Consider the following 16770-nt stretch of genomic DNA (forward strand, 5'->3'; position numbering starts at 1 on the left):
GGCGGGCGCCGGGCGCCCGCCCCCGTCAGGCTGCCAGCAGCCGCGCCAGCAGCGCCGCCGGCCCCTCCGGCAGGCTGCCGTGCACCAGCTCCGTGCGGTGGACCAGCCTCGGCTCCCGGACCGGTACGGCCGCGACGCCCGCCGCACCGTCGAGCGCCGGCACGGGCAGCACCGCCAGCCCGTGTCCGGCCGCGACCAGGGCGAGCAGCCCCCGGACATCGGTGCCCAGGTAGCGGGCGGCGGGCCGGAAGCCGTCGACCGCGGTGGCCGCCCGCAGCCGGGCGGCGCTGGGGGCCAGGTCGGGGGCGTCCAGCCACCGGGCGGCGGAGAGGTCGGCCAGGGCCAGCCCCCGCCGCCCGGCCAGCGGATGGCCGGCCGGGAAGGCGACGGCGAGCGGCTGCTCGTCCACCGCGACCGTGCCGAGCGGGCCGACCTCCGGGAGCGGCAGCGGGTCGCTGGGGGCGGCGAGGCCGTCGACCAGGGCGAGGTCCACCTCGCCGGTGGCGACCAGGGCGGGCAGCTCCTGCTGCGCCACCACCCGGACCACGGGCTCCACCCGCGGGTACTCCCGGCGCACCTCCGCGAGCACGCGCCCGAGGTGCGCACCGACCGCCAGCGGGGTGGCGCCGAGCAGCAGGCGGGCGCTCGGGGCGCCGGCCAGGCGGGCGACGTCCGCGCGCGCCGCGTCCAGTCGCACCAGCAGCGGACCGGCGTGCTCCAGCAGCCGCGCGCCGGCCTCGGTCGGGCCGACCGGACGGCGGACCAGCAGGCTCGTCCCGAGGTCCGCCTCCAGCGCCGCGATCTGCTGCGAGACGGCGGACTGGGTGTAGCCGAGCTCGCGCGCCGCCTCGGAGAAGGAGCCGAGCCGGACCACGGAGACGAAGGTGCGCAGCTGCTGCGGATCCACGGGCTATCAGAACCTCTGATCGAAGGGTCAGAAATCATCGTTGGCGCTGATGTCCAGCGCGGGGCCAGGATAGCCGCATGACCTACCTGACCCCCCGGATCGCCCTCGTCGGCGACCGCTCCCCCGCCGTCCGCTCGCACACCCGCATCCCGGGCCTGCTCGACGTGCTCGCCACCCGCGACCAGCTCGTCCTGGACGCCTACTGGATCCCCACCGAGGACGCGGAGACACCCGGCGCCCTCGACGGCTTCGACGCGGTCTGGCTGCTCCCCGGCAGCCCGTACCGCAGCGAGGCGGGCGCGCTGGCCGCCGTCCGGACGGCCCGCGAGCGCGGAATCCCGTTCCTCGGCACCTGCGCCGGCTTCCAGCACGCGGTGGTGGAGTACGCGCGCAACGTCTGCGGGATCGGCGGCGCCGCGCACGGCGAGAACCAGCCCGGGGAGGAGGAGCTGGTGATCGTGCCGCTCAGCTGCTCGCTGGTCGGCCACGAGGGCGCGGTGGCGGTCACGCCGGGCACGCTCGCCGAGCGCGTGCTCGGGACGACCCGCACGCTGGAGCGGTACCACTGCGCGTACGGGCTGAACCCGGCGTACCTGGACCGGCTGCGCGAGGGCGGCCTGCGGTTCAGCGCCGCGGACGACGAGGGGGACCTGCGGGTGCTCGAACTCCCCGGGCACCCCTTCTTCCTCGCCTCGCTGTTCCAGCCCGAGCTGGCCGGGGACGGCACCCGCGTCCACCCCGTCATCCGCGCCCTCGCCGCCGCGGCGGTGGAGTACGCGGCCACCCGGCAGTCCGCCGGGGCCTGAGCGGAGAGGCCCTGGGCGGAGAGGCCGCCGGGGCCTGAGCGTAAAGGCCCTGGGCGGAGAGGCCGCCGGGCCGCCGCGGCCGTCGGCTCACATCGGCAGCGAGCGCAGCCGCACCGGCCCCCGGGGCCACTGGACGTCCGGGGCCAGCGGGGCCCACATGGTGCGCAGCGGCATGAGGGCGATCCGCCCGGCGGGCTGCTCCACGTGCACCTCGTCCGCGACCTCGCGCCAGCCGAGCCGCCGGTAGAGCGCGACCAGGGGCGGCCGGCAGAACAGCAGCGCGTACCGCGGGCCCAGCGTCCGGGCGTGCGCGACGGCCGCGCCGACCACCGCACGGGCCAGGCCGCGGCCCCGGACGTCCGGGGCGACGGCCACGCCGCCCACGCCCACCGCGTCCAGGTCCACGCCGCCGACGGTCAGCGGCAGCGGCAGCAGGCCCGCGTGCGCCACCAGGCGGCCGCCGGCCGCCCGGACACCGAAGTGGATCTCCTTCGGCAGGAAGGCCAGCCCGGTGTGCGCGACGCCGAACGGGTCCTCCCCGGTGCCGAGGATCTGTTCCAGGTCGTCCTTGGTGTACGTGGCCAGCGGCTCCACGGCGGATGGGGCGGTACTGAAGTGATCAACCATCAGACCATGATCCACTTTCGGACCGGATCCGGCCAGCCCCGGCCCGGGCCCGGATCTCCCCGCCCGGCCCCGGCCCCGGGCCCGCCTCAGGCGCGGGCGGCCAGCTGCTCCCAGACCTCGGCGACCTTGGGTGCGAGCCGCTCCAGCGGGCCGCTGTTGTCGATCACCACGTCGGCGATCGCCAGCCGGTCGGCCCGGGCGGCCTGGGCGGCCATCCGGGCCCGGGCCTCCTCCTCCGCCATGCCGCGCAGCCGGACCAGCCGGTCGATCCGGACGCCGTCCTCGGCGTCGACCACCACCACCAGGTCGTACAGCGGCGCGAGCCCGTTCTCGGCGAGCAGCGGGACGTCGTGCACCACGACCGCATCCGGGGCGGCCGCCTCCTCCAGTTCCGCGGAGCGGGCCCGGACCAGCGGGTGCACGATGGCGTTCAGTGCCGCGAGCCGCCCGGGGTCGGCGAAGACGATCGCGCCGAGCGCCGGGCGGTCCAGCGAGCCGTCAGCCCGGAGCACCTGCGGCCCGAACTCGGCGACCACCGCCTTCAGCCCGTCCGTCCCCGGGGCGACCACCTCGCGGGCGATCACGTCCGAGTCCACGATCACCGCGCCGTGGGCGGCGAGCAGCCGCGACACCTCGCTCTTGCCGGCGCCGATGCCGCCCGTCAGTCCGATCTTCAGCATGGCGTCAGGCTACCGGCGCCGCCCGTCCACGGTCAGCCCGCGCCCCCGGTCGCCGCGGACCCTCCCTTCCCCCTCCCTCCCGGTCAGCCCAGGTCGAGGCTCTCGCCCTCGCCCAGGGTCCGCAGCTCCGCGCCCGTCCCCGGGCCGCCCGGACCGACCAGCCGGGTGTGCACCGCCAGCCCGACCTCGCTGAGCACCGCGTCGTGCACCGGCACCGCCCGCCGCGGGCCGGCCTCCCGGACGTAGTCGATCAGCTCGGCGACCTTGGTCCACGGCGCGGCGATCGGCAGCAGCAGCGTCTCCACCGCGTGCGGCGGCACGGTCAGCGCGTCGCCGGGGTGGAAGAGCCGGCCGTCGAAGAGGAAGCCGACGTTGTGCACCAGCGGGATCTCCGGGTGAATCACGGCGTGCCACTCGCCGTGCACCGAGACCCCGATCCCGCCCACCTCGAAGGCGTCGCCCTCGCCGACCACCGTCACCCGCCGCGCCACCCCGTCCAGCTGGGCGGCGACCGCGCTGTTGGTCCAGACCCGCAGCGCCGGGTCCGCCGCCAGGGCCTCGCGCAGCCGGGCCTCCTCGAAGTGGTCGGCGTGCTCGTGGGTGATCAGCACCGCGTCCGCGCCGGCGAGGACGGCGGGGTCGGTGAACATTCCGGGGTCGACGACGACCGTGGTGCCGCCGTGCTCCAGGCGTACGCAGGCGTGTCCGTGCTTGGTGATTCGCATGCGGCAAAACATACAGCAGAACTGCACAGTTTTGCTGCACATCTTCGCGATAGGATTCTCCTGTGAACAGCCCGCCGAGCAGCCCCTCCCCGAACACGCCGCCGAACACGCCGCCGGCCACCTCGCCCAGCGCCGCGCCGGACCGCCCGCACCCCGAGACCCTCGAACTCGCCGCCGACCTGCGCAGCGCCGTCGGCGAGCTGGTCCGCGCCCTGCGCCCCGGCGACGAGCTGCCGCAGAACCAGGCCGGCGTCCTGGGCCTGCTGGTCCGCGACGACCGGGCGTACACCGTCGCCGAACTCGCCGCCCGCCAGCACGTCCGGCACCAGTCGATGGCCCGCACGGTCGCCCTGCTCACCGACGCCGGCCTGGTCACCCAGCAGCCGCACGCCACCGACCGCCGCAAGCTGCTGGTCACCGCCACCGCGGCCGGCCGCACCGCCCTCCACGAGCAGCGCGCCCGCCGCGAGGCGCAGATCGCCGCCGCGATCGAGGCCCGCCTCACCCCCGAGGACCGCGCAACCCTGCGCGCCGCCGTCACCCTGCTCCACCGCCTGGCCTGAGCAGCACCTGGCCTGACCACCGCCCGGCAAGACCACCGCCCGGGCCGGCCACCACCCGCCCGGCCGCAGCCGGACGAACGACGCGTCGCCCCGGCGGACTCCCGCCGGGGCGACGCACGATCTCTCCGGACGTCCCTACGACGCCGCGGTCACCAGGTCCGCCGCCGGACGCTGCGCCGGCAGGACGGCCGGCTCGATGGTCGGCAGCTCGACGTGCTCGCTCAGGCCGAACCGCTTGTGCAGGCGGCGCAGCGGGCCCGGGGCCCACCAGTTGAACTCGCCGAAGAAGCTCATCGTGGCCGGGACGAGCAGACAGCGGACCAGCGTGGCGTCGACGGCCACGGCGACGGCCAGCGCGATGCCCATCTGCTTGACCATCAGCATGTCCCCGAGGGCGAACCCGGCGAAGACGATCACCATCAGCAGCGCCGCCGAGGTGATGATCCTCCCGCTGCGCTGGACGCCCAGCTCCACCGAGCGGGCATTGCTGTAGCCGCGGTCGCGCAGTTCCTTGATCCGGGCGAGCAGGAAGACCTCGTAGTCCATCGACAGCCCGAACGCGAAGGCGAAGACCAGCACCGGGATGAAGGTCTCCAGCCCGCCGGCGGGGCTGAAGCCGAGCATTCCGCTGAACCACCCGTCCTGGAAGACGAGGGTGAGCGCGCCGAGCGAGGCGCCCAGCGAGAGCAGGTTCATCAGCAGGGCCTTGACCGGCATCACCACCGAGCCGGTCATCAGGAAGAGCAGCACCAGTGTGCCGAGCGCGACCAGGCCGAGCGCGATCGGGCCCCGGGTGAGCAGCTCGTGCTGGAAGTCGACCACCGAGGCCGCACCGCCGGTGACGTGGGTGGTGAGCCCGCCGCGGTCGGCGCGCAGCTCCTTCACCACCTGCTTGGCCTGCCCGCCCTGCGGGTCGCCGTGCACCAGCACGTCGACGGTGGAGACCGTGTCGCTCACCGGGGTCACCGCCCGGACGCCGCTGACGCCGGGGAGCTTGGCGACCACCTCGTCCGCGTACGCCTGGGCGGCGGGGGCGCCGCCCTCGACCACCACGGTGATCGGGGCCGCCGAGGCCTGCGGGAAGCGCTGGTCGATGGTGTCGGCGACCTGCCGGCCGGCCGAGGTGGCGGGCAGGACGGCGGCGCCCGAGCTGCGCATGTCGGCGTGCAGGAACGGCGCGCCGGCGGCCATCAGCAGGGCGACGCAGGCGAGCGCGACGGGTACCGCACGCTTGCGCACCCGGCGGACGGTACGGCTGAAGAAGCCCTCGTCGGGGACGGGCGCGGTGGGGGTCTTGATCCGGCTGCCGGCGAAGCCGAGCAGGGCCGGGACGAGCGTGATCGCGGCGGCGACGGCGATGACCACCACGCTGACGCCGGCGGCGGCCACCGCGCCGAGCACGGGGTTGGTGAAGACGAAGAGGCCGGAGAGTGCGACGGCGACGGTCAGCCCGGAGAAGGCGACGGTCCGGCCGGCGGTGGCGGCGGTCCGTTCGACGGCCGCGGCGATGCCCGCGCCGTGCCCGCGTTCCTCGCGGAAACGATTCACCATGAGCAGCGCGTAGTCGATCGAGAGGCCGAGCCCGAGCACGGTGGCGATCGGCAGCACGCTGGTGTCGATGTCCATGATCTTGCTGAAGCCGAACATGGCCAGCAGCGCGCCGCCGACCGAGGCGACCGCGCCGATCACCGGCAGGCTGGCCGCGGCGAGGCCGCCGAAGACCAGCACCATGACGATCAGGGTGAGCGGCAGGGTGACGATCTCGCCGAAACGGGTGTCCTTCTCGGTCTGCTTCTTGACCTCGTCCTGGAGGACCAGGTCGCCGCCGACCTTCACCTGGGCGCCGTCGGCCTTGATGTCGGCGAGGCGCTGGGTGACCGCCGCGGTCTGGGCGTCGGTGCTGGTGTCGGCCATCCGGACCGAGACCAGGCTGGCGTTGCCGTCGGCGGAGCGCAGCGCGGCGGCGCCCGGGCCGGGCTCGTAGGCGTCGGTGGCCGAGGAGACCCCCGGCAGCGCGGCGATCTCGGCGGTGGCCCGGGTGACGGCGTCCCGGACGGCCGGGTCGTCGACGGGCTTGCCGTCCACCACGGCGGTGACGGTGCCGCGGGACGGGTCGGCGGCGGTGACCACCGCGCTCCCCCGGTCTGCCTCGGAGCTCGCCGAGGAGGCGCCGGCCACCGAGCCGGCGAAGACCCGCCCGCCGATCAGCACTCCTATGACGAGGACGACCGCCCAGAAGCCCAGCACCCAGCGCCGGTGCCGGAAGCAGAACCGGCCGATGGCGGCAAGGCGTCCGTCGACCTTCGGTTCGGCGGACGTGCGGGACGGGGAGGTCACTGCGGTGCTACGGAGCATATGCAGGGGGGTGCCTAGCGTGCGGGGCCGGGTGAGCGACCCATCGGGCAACTCCCCCCAAGGTAGGGCCTTGGTCCCGAAACGCCCATACCTATCCGATGAGCCCCTAATCACAAAATTCCTTCCCATAAGGAACGAATAAGTGAAGGGGAAAAACAATGAACCCCACCCGGAATACCGGGTGGGGTTCATCGGTGACGCTATGCGCTTTCCAGCACGCTAGGCACTTTCCAGTGCCCGGGCGCTGTGAGCACCAGCGGGGTCAGAGCCTCAGCTCTGGCCGCCGGCCAGCTTCTCGCGCAGGGCGGCCAGGGCCTCGTCCGAAGCGAGAGCGCCGGAGCCCTCGTCGCTGCTGGAGGAGTACGAGCCACCGGCGGCAGCGGCGACGGCGTCGCCACCCTCGGCAGCGGCCTCGGCGTCGGCCTCGCGGCTCTTGATGACCTGGGCCTGGTGCTGCTCGAAGCGGGACTGCGCCTCGGCGTACTGGCGCTCCCACTCCTCACGCTGCTTCTCGAAGCCGGGCAGCCAGTCGTTCGCCTCGGGGTCGAAGCCCTCCGGGTAGATGTAGTTGCCCTGGTCGTCGTACGAAGCGGCCATGCCGTACAGGGTCGGGTCGAACTCGACCTCGGCCGGGTTGGCACCGAGGGCCTCGTTGGCCTGCTTCAGCGAGAGGCTGATGCGACGACGCTCGAGGTCGATGTCGATGACCTTGACGAAGATCTCGTCGCCGACCTGGACGACCTGCTCCGGGATCTCGACGTGGCGCTCGGCCAGCTCGGAGATGTGGACCAGACCCTCGATGCCCTCGTCCACGCGGACGAACGCACCGAACGGAACCAGCTTGGTGACCTTACCCGGAACGACCTGGCCGATCTGGTGGGTACGGGCGAACTGCTGCCACGGGTCCTCCTGGGTCGCCTTCAGCGACAGGGAGACGCGCTCGCGGTCCATGTCAACGTCGAGAACCTCGACGGTGACCTCCTGGCCGACCTCGACAACCTCGGACGGGTGGTCGATGTGCTTCCAGGACAGCTCGGAAACGTGCACCAGGCCGTCCACGCCACCCAGGTCCACGAAGGCACCGAAGTTGACGATGGAGGAGACGACGCCGGAGCGCACCTGGCCCTTCTGCAGGGTGGTGAGGAAGGTCTGGCGGACCTCGCTCTGGGTCTGCTCCAGCCAGGCACGGCGGGACAGGACCACGTTGTTGCGGTTCTTGTCCAGCTCGATGATCTTGGCCTCGAGCTCCTTGCCCACGTAGGGCTGGAGGTCGCGGACACGACGCATCTCGACGAGCGAGGCCGGCAGGAAGCCACGGAGGCCGATGTCGAGGATGAGACCACCCTTGACGACCTCGATGACGGTACCGGTGACGATGCCGTCCTCTTCCTTGATCTTCTCGATCGTGCCCCAGGCACGCTCGTACTGAGCGCGCTTCTTGGACAGGATGAGACGACCCTCCTTGTCCTCCTTCTGGAGAACCAGGGCCTCGATGTTGTCACCGACGGAGACGACCTCGTGCGGGTCAACGTCGTGCTTGATCGAGAGCTCACGGGACGGGATGACGCCCTCGGTCTTGTAACCGATGTCGAGGAGCACCTCGTCACGGTCGACCTTCACGATGACGCCCTCGACGATGTCGCCATCGTTGAAGTACTTGATGGTCTCGTCGATGGCGGCGAGGAAGGCCTCAGCGTCGCCGATGTCGTTGACCGCGACCTGCGGGGTGGTGCTGGTGGAGGAGTCGGTGGGGCTCGTCATTAGGAAAAGGGCTCCGGTACGGACATGAAGTCGTAGGTAATGCCACGCGGAGGGCCCGTATCGCTCCCACCGAAAGCCGGACAGCCAAGAACACGGCGCACCGTCCGTTCCCGAGTACCGGGAACCGGCGTCCGTCTTGCGACCGTGGGGTCTTCGACAGATGCGAGCGCGACCTGCTCCGTCCGAGGCGCGCAGGCCCGCAGCGCAACTTGTAGCATACGGGGACGGCCAGGCACGGTCAACGCCAAGAGAGGCAAGCCGGTGGAGGCCGGTATGGATCAGGCCATATCCTCCGATTGCGCACCTCACGGTGGCGGCCGCAGGGGCCCTTCCCCGGATGCCACCGCCCGATCCGTGCCCTCACGGGCCGGTTCGCGGCAGCGGCGCTTCCGCAGACGACACCCTACGCGATGGGCATTATCACCGTGGCCACCACCCCCCTCCCCGACGCCCACGATCTTGACGACGACGGCGACGACGCGGTAAGGCGCGGCGCCGGGGCCGGCGAGAGCAGCCGGGCCAGCCGGCACTGGTGGGACCGCAACGCCGACGAATACCAGGACGAGCACGGCGCGTTCCTCGGCGACGACCGGTTCACCTGGTGCCCCGAGGGCCTGGACGAGGCCGACGCCCGGCTGCTCGGCGACGTCGCGGGCCGGACCGTGCTGGAGATCGGCGCCGGCGCCGCACAGTGCTCGCGCTGGCTCGCCCGGCAGGGCGCCCGCCCGGTGGCCCTGGACATCTCCTTCCGCCAGCTCCAGCACTCCCGCCGGATCGACCTCGCCCGCGACACCCCGCCGGTCCCGGTGGTCCAGGCCGACGCGGCCGTCCTCCCCTTCGCCGACGGCTCCTTCGACCTGGCCTGCTCCGCCTACGGCGCGGTGCCGTTCAGCGCCGACACCGCCGCGCTGATGCGCGAGGTGCACCGGGTGCTGCGGCCCGGCGGGCGCTGGGTCTTCTCGGTGACCCACCCGATCCGGTGGGCCTTCCCCGACGAGCCGGGCGTCGAGGGCCTGACCGCCGTCGCCTCCTACTTCGACCGCACCCCGTACGTCGAGGAGGACGAACAGGGCCGGGCCACCTACGTCGAGCACCACCGCACGGTCGGGGACCGGGTGCGCGAGCTGGTCGGCGCCGGGTTCCGGCTGCTCGACCTGGTCGAGCCGGAGTGGCCGGAGGGGCACGAGCAGGAGTGGGGCGGCTGGTCGCCGCTGCGCGGGCGGCTGATCCCGGGGACGGCGGTCTTCGTCGCCGAGCGGGGCTGAGGGGGGCTGAGCCAGGGGGCTGAGGCGGGGGCGCGGCCGGGGCTGAGGCGGGGCGCGGCCGGGGAGCGCAGCCGGGGGCCGGGCCGCCGGATCGGGGAGACTGTCCCGGTGAACCCCGCCTGGCGCGACCTTCCCGTCCGCACCGCCCTGCCCGCCCTGCACCGCGCGCTCGACTCGGACGGCGTCGCCGTGCTGGCCGCCCCGCCCGGCACCGGCAAGACCACGCTGGTGCCGCTCGCCCTGGCGGGCCTGCTCGGCGACGGCCGCCCGGTGCGCCGCGTCCTGGTCGCCGAGCCGCGCCGGCTGGCCGTGCGCGCGGCGGCCCGGCGGATGGCCTGGCTGCTCGGCTCGGCGGTCGGGGGCGAGGTCGGCTTCACCGTGCGCGGCGAGCGGCGCGCCGGGCGGGACACCGTGGTCGAGGTGGTCACCACCGGCGTGCTGCTCCAGCGGCTCCAGCGTGACCAGGAGCTGACCGGCGTGGACGTGGTCGTGCTGGACGAGTGCCACGAACGGCACCTCGACGCCGACACCGCGCTCGCCTTCCTGCTGGACGTCCGGGCCGCGCTGCGGCCGGAGCTCGGCGTCGTCTGCGCCTCGGCGACCTCCGACACCGCGGCCTGGGCCGAGCTGCTCGGCGGCGCGCCCGTCGTGGAGGCGCACGGCATCGCGCACCCGGTGGAGACGGTCTGGGCGCCGCCGCCGCGCGCCGTCCGGCCCGCCCACGGCACCCGGGTCGACCCGGCGCTGCTGGAACACGTCGCCGCCACCGTCCGGCGGGCGCTCGGCGAACGGGACGGGGACGTGCTCTGCTTCCTGCCCGGCGTCGGCGAGATCGCCCGGGTGGCCGGGCCGCTCGACGGCGTCCCCGCAGACGTCCTGCAGCTGCACGGCCGGGCCCCGCAGACCGTGCAGGACGCGGCGCTCGCCGCCGGGGACCGCCGCCGGGTGGTGCTGGCCACCGCCGTCGCCGAGTCCTCGCTCACCGTGCCCGGCGTGCGGGTCGTGGTCGACGCCGGGCTGGCCCGCGAGCCGCGCACCGACCACGCCCGCGGCCTGGCCGGGCTGGTCACCGTCCGCGCCTCACTGGCCGCCGCCCGCCAGCGGGCCGGCCGGGCCGGGCGCGAGGCCCCCGGCACGGTGTACCGCTGCTGGGCGGAGGCCGAGGACGCCCTCGCCGCCCGCTACCCGACGCCCGAGATCGCGCTCGCCGACCTCACCCCGTTCGCCCTCCAGGCCGCCTGCTGGGGCGACCCGGACGCGACCGGCCTCGCGCTGCCGGACCGGCCCCCGGCCGGGGCGATGGCCGCCGCCCGGCAGACGCTGCAGGCCCTCGGGGCCGTTTCCTCCGACGGCCGGGCGACCGAGCGCGGTGTGCGACTCGCCCGCACCGGGCTCCACCCCCGGCTGGGGCGCGCGCTCGTCGACGGCGCGGCGGCGGTCGGTGCGCGGCGGGCGGCCGAGGTGGTGGCACTGCTGTCGGAGGAGCCGCCGCGTGCGTTGGGGGACGACCTGGGTGCGGTGTGGCGGACGGTCCGTTCGAGCAACGACCCCTACGCCGGGCGCTGGCGCGAGGAGGTCCGGCGGTTGCAGCGGGCCGCGGGTGACGCGCCCGCTACCGCGCTGCCGGACGCGACCACCGTCGGGCTGGTCGTGGCGCTCGCCTTCCCGGAGCGGATCGCCCGCGCCCGGGTGGAGCGGCCCGCGCCGGGTGAGCGCAGCCCGTACCTGATGGCGTCCGGGACGGCCGCCGAACTCGCGCCGGGTACGGCGCTCGGCGCTCTGCCGTGGCTGGCTGTGGCGGTCGCCGACCGCCCGGCCGGCTCGCACTCCGCCCGGGTGCTGCACGCGGCCGCGCTGGACGAGGACACCGCCGTTCTCGCCGGAGCGGCTCTGCTCGGTGCGCGCGAGGAGGTCCACTGGGAGACGCGGCGGGGTGAGGTCGTCTCCCGGCAGGTGGAATCGCTCGGCGCCATCGAACTGTCGGAGAAGCCGCTGGCCCGCCCGGACTCCGCACTTGTCCGAGCCGCCCTGCTGGAGGGCCTGACCCGCGAGGGCGTCAGCGAGCTGCTGACCTTTCCGTCCAACCTGCGCGAACGCCTCGCGTTCCTCCACGCCGCCATCGGCGATCCCTGGCCGGATGTCGCCGATGCCGCCCTGCTGGAACGCGCCGACGAGTGGCTGGAACCCGAGCTTTCGCGCGCCCGCCGCCGCAGCGATCTGGCGAGGATCGATACGACGGCAGCCCTACAGCGCCTGCTCCCCTGGGCCACCGGCGAGGCGGGCCGGCTGGACGAGTTGGCCCCCGAGCGCATCACGGTGCCGTCCGGCTCGAAGATACGAGTCGACTACAGCACCGAACGCCCGGTGCTGGCCGTCAAGTTGCAGGAACTCTTCGGCTGGACCAGGACTCCCACCCTGGCCGCCGGCCGCATCCCGCTGACCATCCACATGCTGTCGCCCGCAGGCCGCCCCGCTGCCGTCACGGGCGATTTGGAGAGCTTCTGGCGCAACGGCTACCACGCCGTCCGCGCCGAGCTCAGGGGCCGCTACCCCCGCCACCCCTGGCCCGAAGACCCGACGACGGCGGAGCCCACGAAGCGCACCAACGCCCGGAAGTAACAGGAGAAGGGCCCCGCTCCCCCGTCGACGGGTAGCGGTGCCCCGGGCAGCATGCAGGATCTGTCAGACGTCACCGAACTCGCCGGAGCGGACGGCCGTCACGAACGACTGCCATGCATCCACCGGGAAGGCGAGCGCGGGGCCGTGAGGGTCCTTGGAGTCACGGACTGGCACGGCCCGGGGGGACCCAATTGCCACCTCGACGCATTGGCCCTGCTGAGCGCTGTAGGAGCTCTTGCGCCAAACGGCGCTGCGCAGGTCATCCATGATCAAAACCCTTCCGCACTTCGCGAATGAACTCGATGCTCGCTACCCGGGACAATGCTTCGACCTGGAGGTGATCGTACTCACTGGCCCACTCGGCCAATGTCTCCGGATCGCGTTCGAGGAAGCCCCGCTTCTGAGTCTCCCCGTAGCCAACCATGGCCCTGTGCGGCGTGGTCAGCAACGTAATTGGATGCGCGAACGGCCTGAGTTCACCCAGCGAGAACGGGCTGACCTGAAGGAGCACGCGGGGCCGAGCCGCGAGAACCTCCAGGTGCTTCAGCTGCTCGACCATGACGTCACAGCTTCCGATTGACCGCCGCAGCGCTCCTTCGTCGATGACCGCGTGGATGAGCGGGGCAGGATCGCGAGAGAGTACCTGCTGCCTGTGGAGCAGGAGTTCGGTCCGCTCGTCGGCCTGCTGCTGGGTCGAGACGCCCCGACCCACCAGCGCCCCCTGATACGCCCGAACATACGCGGGGGTCTGCAGGAGGCTCGGGATGATGTTGATCTCGAAGAGGCGCATCGCCACAGCCTTCGACTCGTCGCGGAGATACTCCTCGAAGCCCTCGAAGAGGATGCGTTGTCCCGACTTGCCCCACTCCGCCAAAAACTGCTCACCCGGGCCAAACGCCCTGTCAAGTTCAGTTGCAATACGGCGAGTTGCTTTTCTTCGACCATTTTCGAGGGCCGAGATGTGCGACGACGTGCACCCGATCAGCTCCGCAAGGTACTCCTGCGTCCAGCCTCGCTCCTCGCGCAACGTGCGGAGGAGCGCACCGAACTCGGCCGCCGGGGACGCCTGTGGGTCAAGTTCCCTCTTGTTCAAGGCGATTCGCCCTACCAATCAAACGGCATGGACAACTTGAGCAGTTCTGAAGTCTAGACGACAGTGGAAGCGCTCGGTAGTCGAAGAACTACATTCCGCAGCACTCCGTTGTAGCGCCCTCAACTCCCTCCCCATTCCACTCCCGTCGAGGTGCCCCCATGCCTGTCTCCCACCGTCCCCGCACGTTCGCCGCCCGGCTCGACTCCCGTACCGCCTCCACCCCCGTCGCCCGCCACCTCCTCCGGGCCTACCTCGCCGCTCTCCCCTCCGGCCACCGCTACACCGACGTCGCCGAACTCCTCCTCGGTGAGCTCTTCGCCAATGCCGTCCAGCACTCCGACGCTCCGCCCGACCGCCTCATCGAGGTCCGCTTCGCCGTCGTCTGCGACCGCCTCCGACTCGAAGTCCACGACGCCGGCGCCGGCCGCCCCTCCCTCCGGACCACCACGCCCGACGACGAGCACGGGCGCGGCCTCCTCCTCGTCCACGAGCTCGCCGAGCGCTGGGGCTGCTGCCCCCGCTCCGGCGGCGTCGGCAAGTTCGTCTGGGCGCTGATCGCCCCCTCCCCCGCCCTCTCCCTCGTCACCGCCAAAGCGCGCCCCCGATGCAGCCACCCCCCGACACCCTCGCCCGGCACGCCCTCGCCCGCGGCTCCACCCCAGCCGAGGCCTACGCCCTCCTCGCCCGCCGCAGCGGCGAACGCCTGCTCTCCGCCCGCGCCGTCTGCCTCGCCCTCTCCATCCCCCTCGTCGAGACGACCCGCCGCCTCGCCGACTGCGCCCTCCTCGCCGACCCCCGCCCGGGATCCGAGGCCGACACCGGCGAACTCCTCGAAGCCCTCGGCGTCTTCGACGTCCCCGTCCCCCTCGACACCACCGGCCTCGCCGTCGTCGACCTCTTCCTCACCGCGATCGACGCGATGGGCGGCATCCGCGCCGGGCACCGGCACGGCCTGGACCGCTGGTTCACCACCGGCAACCTCACCGCCGGTACCTGTCCCTGGCCGCTGCCCGCCCCCTCCCCCGCACCGGCGACCCGGCCCACTACTGGACCGCCCTCGTCACCGCCGGCGAACTCCTCACCACCGGTCCCACCCCGGACCCCCGCATCAAACCCGCCCTCACCCACTGCCGCACCCGAGCCGCCACCCACACCTGAACCCCCCGCGCAGGAAGTCGGCCCCACCGACTTCCTGCACAGGCGCCGGCCAATGCGGCCCGTCGCGGATGGCCGGCAACTCCGCCCAGCAGACCAGTTGAAGTGACCCGAACCACCGAGACGAGAAGGAAGAATGACGCGGCCGCCCAAGCCGTGGGGCACCGGCAGGATGGGACCGCACGCGGCCAATGCCACGCTCCCGGCGAGCCCCGGCGATGGGGCCACGCCGGGCAGGGCCACGGACAGCGTGGTGACCGAGTCCTACGGCCAGGACCAGAGCCCCAGCTGATGGACGGCCGAAGCAGGCTGGTGCTGGCACTGACCAATGTCTCCGACATGACATCGGATGCGGTGCTGCGGGTGCCTGCCGAGTCCTCGACCAGCTCCTGCACCACGCGAATTGATCTCCGTCAACGGCCCCGGCTACCGGCTCATGAACCGCCTCGCCGCGATCGAACGCGCCGCCGACGCGGCCTGAACCGAAGACTTCGCGCCGACCCTATTCGTCGAGGAAGTGATACGCCCCGCTCGGGGATCCGATCAAAACGGTGCCGTCCCGGACCTGCCACTCGCTCATGCCGTCGGACTCGTGGCTGACAAGGAAGAGTCCGGTGATCAGGTCGTTGTCGCTGTCGGAAGCCGGGATCCCCGCCACACGGCGCAGTTGTTCCAGGAGCTGGTCAGCGGACTGCGCGCGCATCTCGGCCCCGAAGAAGACCCAATTGGTGAAGTTGTACTGCCTCGCGGGGAAGGCCCAGCCGCCGGCATAGGTCTGGTCTGGATCGTCCGCGCCGACGATCTCCTCGACCTGGATGAGCTGCCTGTCATCACACTCCAGCCAGCCCCTGATCCGGACAAACACACCCACGACGACCACCCCCACATCCCAAGCGCCGTTCGCCCGGCGCCAGCGCACCATAGGCGTGGTCGGATGATCCAGCAAAGCGCTTTACGGACCCCCATGCAGCGGTCAGCTCCCCCGCCCATCCGCGAACGCCACCGCGCTGTCCAGGAACTCCTCGCCCAGGGCCGGTCCCTTCGCGGGATCAGCCGCGACCTGCTGGATCATGAACCGCCGCGAGCACAGCACGATCTGCCCGCCCTGCGGCAGTTCGCGGACGGACTCCTCCACCACCGGGACGCCGAACACCCCGACTAGCGCGAAGAGTGGCGACCCCAGACACCTGAGCCGGCCCGGCGAAGCCACCGGCCGGTTCCTGCCGATCTGACCAGGTACGACACCTCGGCACCCGTACCGACACACGGGAAGTCGGCTCCACCGACTTCCCGTGCGGCACGAGCTCGGGTCAGGAGGAGGCCCACCAGGTCGCGGGCGTCGCGACCGTGTAGCCCAGCGACTCGTACAGCGGCCGGCCGAGCTTCGAGGCGGTGAGCGTGGCCGGCAGGTCCGCCAGGTGGGCGAGGGCGCCGAGCATGACGGCCCGGCCCACGCCGCGCGACCGGAACGCCGACGACGTGCTGATCCAGTAGTGGCTGCCGACGCCGTCGGCGAGGACGCTGACGCCGGCGCCTGCGGTCTCGCCGTCGATCGTGGCGATGAACACGTCCACGCCCGGCTGTTCGATCAGCGCCGCCGGGAAGAGTTCGCCGGGGCGGTAGGGCTCGAACCCGTCCAGTTCGAAGCCCTCGATCACGACCCGCTCGGCCGTCCGGAGGTCCTCGGACCCCCGTACCCGGGTCACCTCCAGGGCCGGTTCCGCGACGGGCCCGGGCAGGCGCAGCATGACCGGCATCTGCCAGTTGCGCATGCCCAGGTGGCTCAGGTCGGCCGAGCTGAACGGGTCCTCGACGGTGGCCGACCCCGCGGCCCCGCGGACCAGCTCGCTCACCTCGGCCAGTTCACCCGGGTCGAGGTCGGGCTCCTGGATCAGGATCCGCAGCCCCGCGCGCTCGTCGCCGTCGACGGCGACGAATCCGCGGCGCCGGATCACCTCGTGTCCCCGGCTTCGGCCGGTCGCGGTCCAGAAGGCGGCGGAGTTCCGGGCCTGGCGCAGCGGCGCCTCGGCCAGGGACATGGGGGGCTGTTCGGTCGGCGTGGTTCCGGTTGTCATTGTGCCTACGCTAGTACGGAATTGATCAACTACACGGGCCAATTCCGCAGGAAGCCGACCGGGCCGCGTCCGGGTCGGGACCCGTGCCGTGGACCGGCGGAGCGCAGCGGCGGGCCCGGACGCCGAAGCGCCCGGGCCC

16 protein-coding genes and 1 pseudogene are annotated in these 16770 nt (G+C 73.0%); 6 read left to right on the plus strand and 11 right to left on the minus strand.

Annotation, left to right across the window (positions count from 1 at the left end; translation table 11 throughout):
* Positions 1-25: 25 nt before the first annotated feature.
* Positions 26-907, minus strand: coding sequence for a LysR family transcriptional regulator (locus ABZ885_RS04695; protein WP_360183348.1), 882 nt, complete (start codon positions 905-907; stop codon positions 26-28).
* Positions 908-984: 77 nt separating this feature from the next.
* Between ABZ885_RS04695 and ABZ885_RS04700 the strand changes: the two genes are divergently transcribed.
* On the plus strand, positions 985-1713 hold the full coding sequence (locus tag ABZ885_RS04700; RefSeq protein ID WP_360183350.1) for a hypothetical protein: 729 nt from the start codon (positions 985-987) through the stop codon (positions 1711-1713).
* Positions 1714-1800: 87 nt separating this feature from the next.
* Here the strand turns inward: ABZ885_RS04700 and ABZ885_RS04705 are convergent, their stop codons facing one another.
* The 3 genes from ABZ885_RS04705 to ABZ885_RS04715 form a co-directional block, all read right to left on the minus strand.
* The gene (locus ABZ885_RS04705; RefSeq protein WP_360183352.1) at positions 1801-2340 is read right to left on the minus strand and encodes a GNAT family N-acetyltransferase; all 540 of its coding nucleotides are present in this window, start codon (positions 2338-2340) and stop codon (positions 1801-1803) included.
* A gap of 86 nt (positions 2341-2426) precedes the next feature.
* Positions 2427-3020, minus strand: a complete 594-nt coding sequence (gene coaE, locus ABZ885_RS04710) for a dephospho-CoA kinase (protein WP_360183354.1) — start codon at positions 3018-3020, stop codon at positions 2427-2429.
* A gap of 83 nt (positions 3021-3103) precedes the next feature.
* Entirely contained in the window at positions 3104-3745 is a 642-nt protein-coding gene (locus ABZ885_RS04715) for an MBL fold metallo-hydrolase (RefSeq protein WP_360183356.1), read from the minus strand.
* Between the two features lie 62 nt (positions 3746-3807).
* On the opposite strand from ABZ885_RS04715, the gene ABZ885_RS04720 reads away from it, so the two are divergent.
* Entirely contained in the window at positions 3808-4308 is a 501-nt protein-coding gene (locus tag ABZ885_RS04720) for a MarR family transcriptional regulator (protein ID WP_360183358.1), read from the plus strand.
* Positions 4309-4443: 135 nt separating this feature from the next.
* Here ABZ885_RS04720 and ABZ885_RS04725 read toward each other — a convergent pair whose 3' ends face one another.
* Both ABZ885_RS04725 and rpsA read right to left on the minus strand, forming a co-directional pair.
* Positions 4444-6663, minus strand: a complete 2220-nt coding sequence (locus ABZ885_RS04725; RefSeq protein WP_360183360.1) for an MMPL family transporter — start codon at positions 6661-6663, stop codon at positions 4444-4446.
* 270 nt (positions 6664-6933) lie between these two features.
* Positions 6934-8424: a 30S ribosomal protein S1 gene (gene rpsA, locus ABZ885_RS04730; RefSeq protein WP_360183362.1), complete on the minus strand. Its 1491-nt coding sequence runs from the start codon at positions 8422-8424 to the stop codon at positions 6934-6936.
* A 410-nt stretch (positions 8425-8834) separates the two neighbouring features.
* On the opposite strand from rpsA, the gene ABZ885_RS04735 reads away from it, so the two are divergent.
* Positions 8835-9689: a class I SAM-dependent methyltransferase gene (locus tag ABZ885_RS04735; protein WP_360183364.1), complete on the plus strand. Its 855-nt coding sequence runs from the start codon at positions 8835-8837 to the stop codon at positions 9687-9689.
* Positions 9690-9797: 108 nt separating this feature from the next.
* Complete coding sequence (gene hrpB / locus ABZ885_RS04740) at positions 9798-12308, plus strand: ATP-dependent helicase HrpB (protein WP_360183366.1); 2511 nt, start codon at positions 9798-9800, stop codon at positions 12306-12308.
* Between the two features lie 63 nt (positions 12309-12371).
* Here hrpB and ABZ885_RS04745 read toward each other — a convergent pair whose 3' ends face one another.
* Entirely contained in the window at positions 12372-12575 is a 204-nt protein-coding gene (locus ABZ885_RS04745; RefSeq protein ID WP_360183368.1) for a DUF397 domain-containing protein, read from the minus strand.
* Positions 12568-13401 (minus strand): helix-turn-helix transcriptional regulator, encoded by an 834-nt coding sequence (locus ABZ885_RS04750; RefSeq protein ID WP_360183370.1) that lies wholly within the window; start codon positions 13399-13401, stop codon positions 12568-12570. Before ABZ885_RS04750 ends, ABZ885_RS04745 begins: the two co-directional genes overlap by 8 nt.
* 158 nt (positions 13402-13559) lie before the next feature.
* Here ABZ885_RS04750 and ABZ885_RS04755 point away from each other — a divergent pair.
* Both ABZ885_RS04755 and ABZ885_RS04760 read left to right on the plus strand, forming a co-directional pair.
* Positions 13560-13847: pseudogene (locus tag ABZ885_RS04755) on the plus strand (ATP-binding protein); the annotation flags it as partial.
* A 158-nt stretch (positions 13848-14005) separates the two neighbouring features.
* Positions 14006-14665, plus strand: coding sequence for a hypothetical protein (locus tag ABZ885_RS04760; protein WP_360183384.1), 660 nt, complete (start codon positions 14006-14008; stop codon positions 14663-14665).
* A gap of 393 nt (positions 14666-15058) precedes the next feature.
* Here ABZ885_RS04760 and ABZ885_RS04765 read toward each other — a convergent pair whose 3' ends face one another.
* From ABZ885_RS04765 to ABZ885_RS04775, 3 genes are all read right to left on the minus strand, one after another.
* Entirely contained in the window at positions 15059-15478 is a 420-nt protein-coding gene (locus ABZ885_RS04765; protein WP_360183372.1) for a hypothetical protein, read from the minus strand.
* Positions 15479-15529: 51 nt separating this feature from the next.
* Complete coding sequence (locus tag ABZ885_RS04770; RefSeq protein WP_360183374.1) at positions 15530-15709, minus strand: hypothetical protein; 180 nt, start codon at positions 15707-15709, stop codon at positions 15530-15532.
* A gap of 157 nt (positions 15710-15866) precedes the next feature.
* Entirely contained in the window at positions 15867-16631 is a 765-nt protein-coding gene (locus tag ABZ885_RS04775) for a GNAT family N-acetyltransferase (protein WP_360183376.1), read from the minus strand.
* Between the last annotated feature and the right edge of the window lie 139 nt (positions 16632-16770).

Origin of the sequence: Kitasatospora sp. NPDC047058, assembly GCF_040643935.1 — a bacterium.
Lineage (GTDB): Bacteria > Actinomycetota > Actinomycetes > Streptomycetales > Streptomycetaceae > Kitasatospora.

Coding starts and splice junctions, on each gene's coding strand:
- ABZ885_RS04725 (WP_360183360.1), bottom strand. CDS start 6,663: ATGCTCCGTAGCACCGCAGTGACCTCCCCGTCCCGCACGTCCGCCGAA.
- ABZ885_RS04715 (WP_360183356.1), bottom strand. CDS start 3,745: ATGCGAATCACCAAGCACGGACACGCCTGCGTACGCCTGGAGCACGGC.
- ABZ885_RS04735 (WP_360183364.1), top strand. CDS start 8,835: ATGGGCATTATCACCGTGGCCACCACCCCCCTCCCCGACGCCCACGAT.
- ABZ885_RS04745 (WP_360183368.1), bottom strand. CDS start 12,575: ATGGATGACCTGCGCAGCGCCGTTTGGCGCAAGAGCTCCTACAGCGCT.
- ABZ885_RS04700 (WP_360183350.1), top strand. CDS start 985: ATGACCTACCTGACCCCCCGGATCGCCCTCGTCGGCGACCGCTCCCCC.
- ABZ885_RS04705 (WP_360183352.1), bottom strand. CDS start 2,340: ATGGTTGATCACTTCAGTACCGCCCCATCCGCCGTGGAGCCGCTGGCC.
- ABZ885_RS04760 (WP_360183384.1), top strand. CDS start 14,006: ATGCAGCCACCCCCCGACACCCTCGCCCGGCACGCCCTCGCCCGCGGC.
- coaE (WP_360183354.1), bottom strand. CDS start 3,020: ATGCTGAAGATCGGACTGACGGGCGGCATCGGCGCCGGCAAGAGCGAG.
- ABZ885_RS04765 (WP_360183372.1), bottom strand. CDS start 15,478: ATGGTGCGCTGGCGCCGGGCGAACGGCGCTTGGGATGTGGGGGTGGTC.
- ABZ885_RS04775 (WP_360183376.1), bottom strand. CDS start 16,631: ATGACAACCGGAACCACGCCGACCGAACAGCCCCCCATGTCCCTGGCC.
- rpsA (WP_360183362.1), bottom strand. CDS start 8,424: ATGACGAGCCCCACCGACTCCTCCACCAGCACCACCCCGCAGGTCGCG.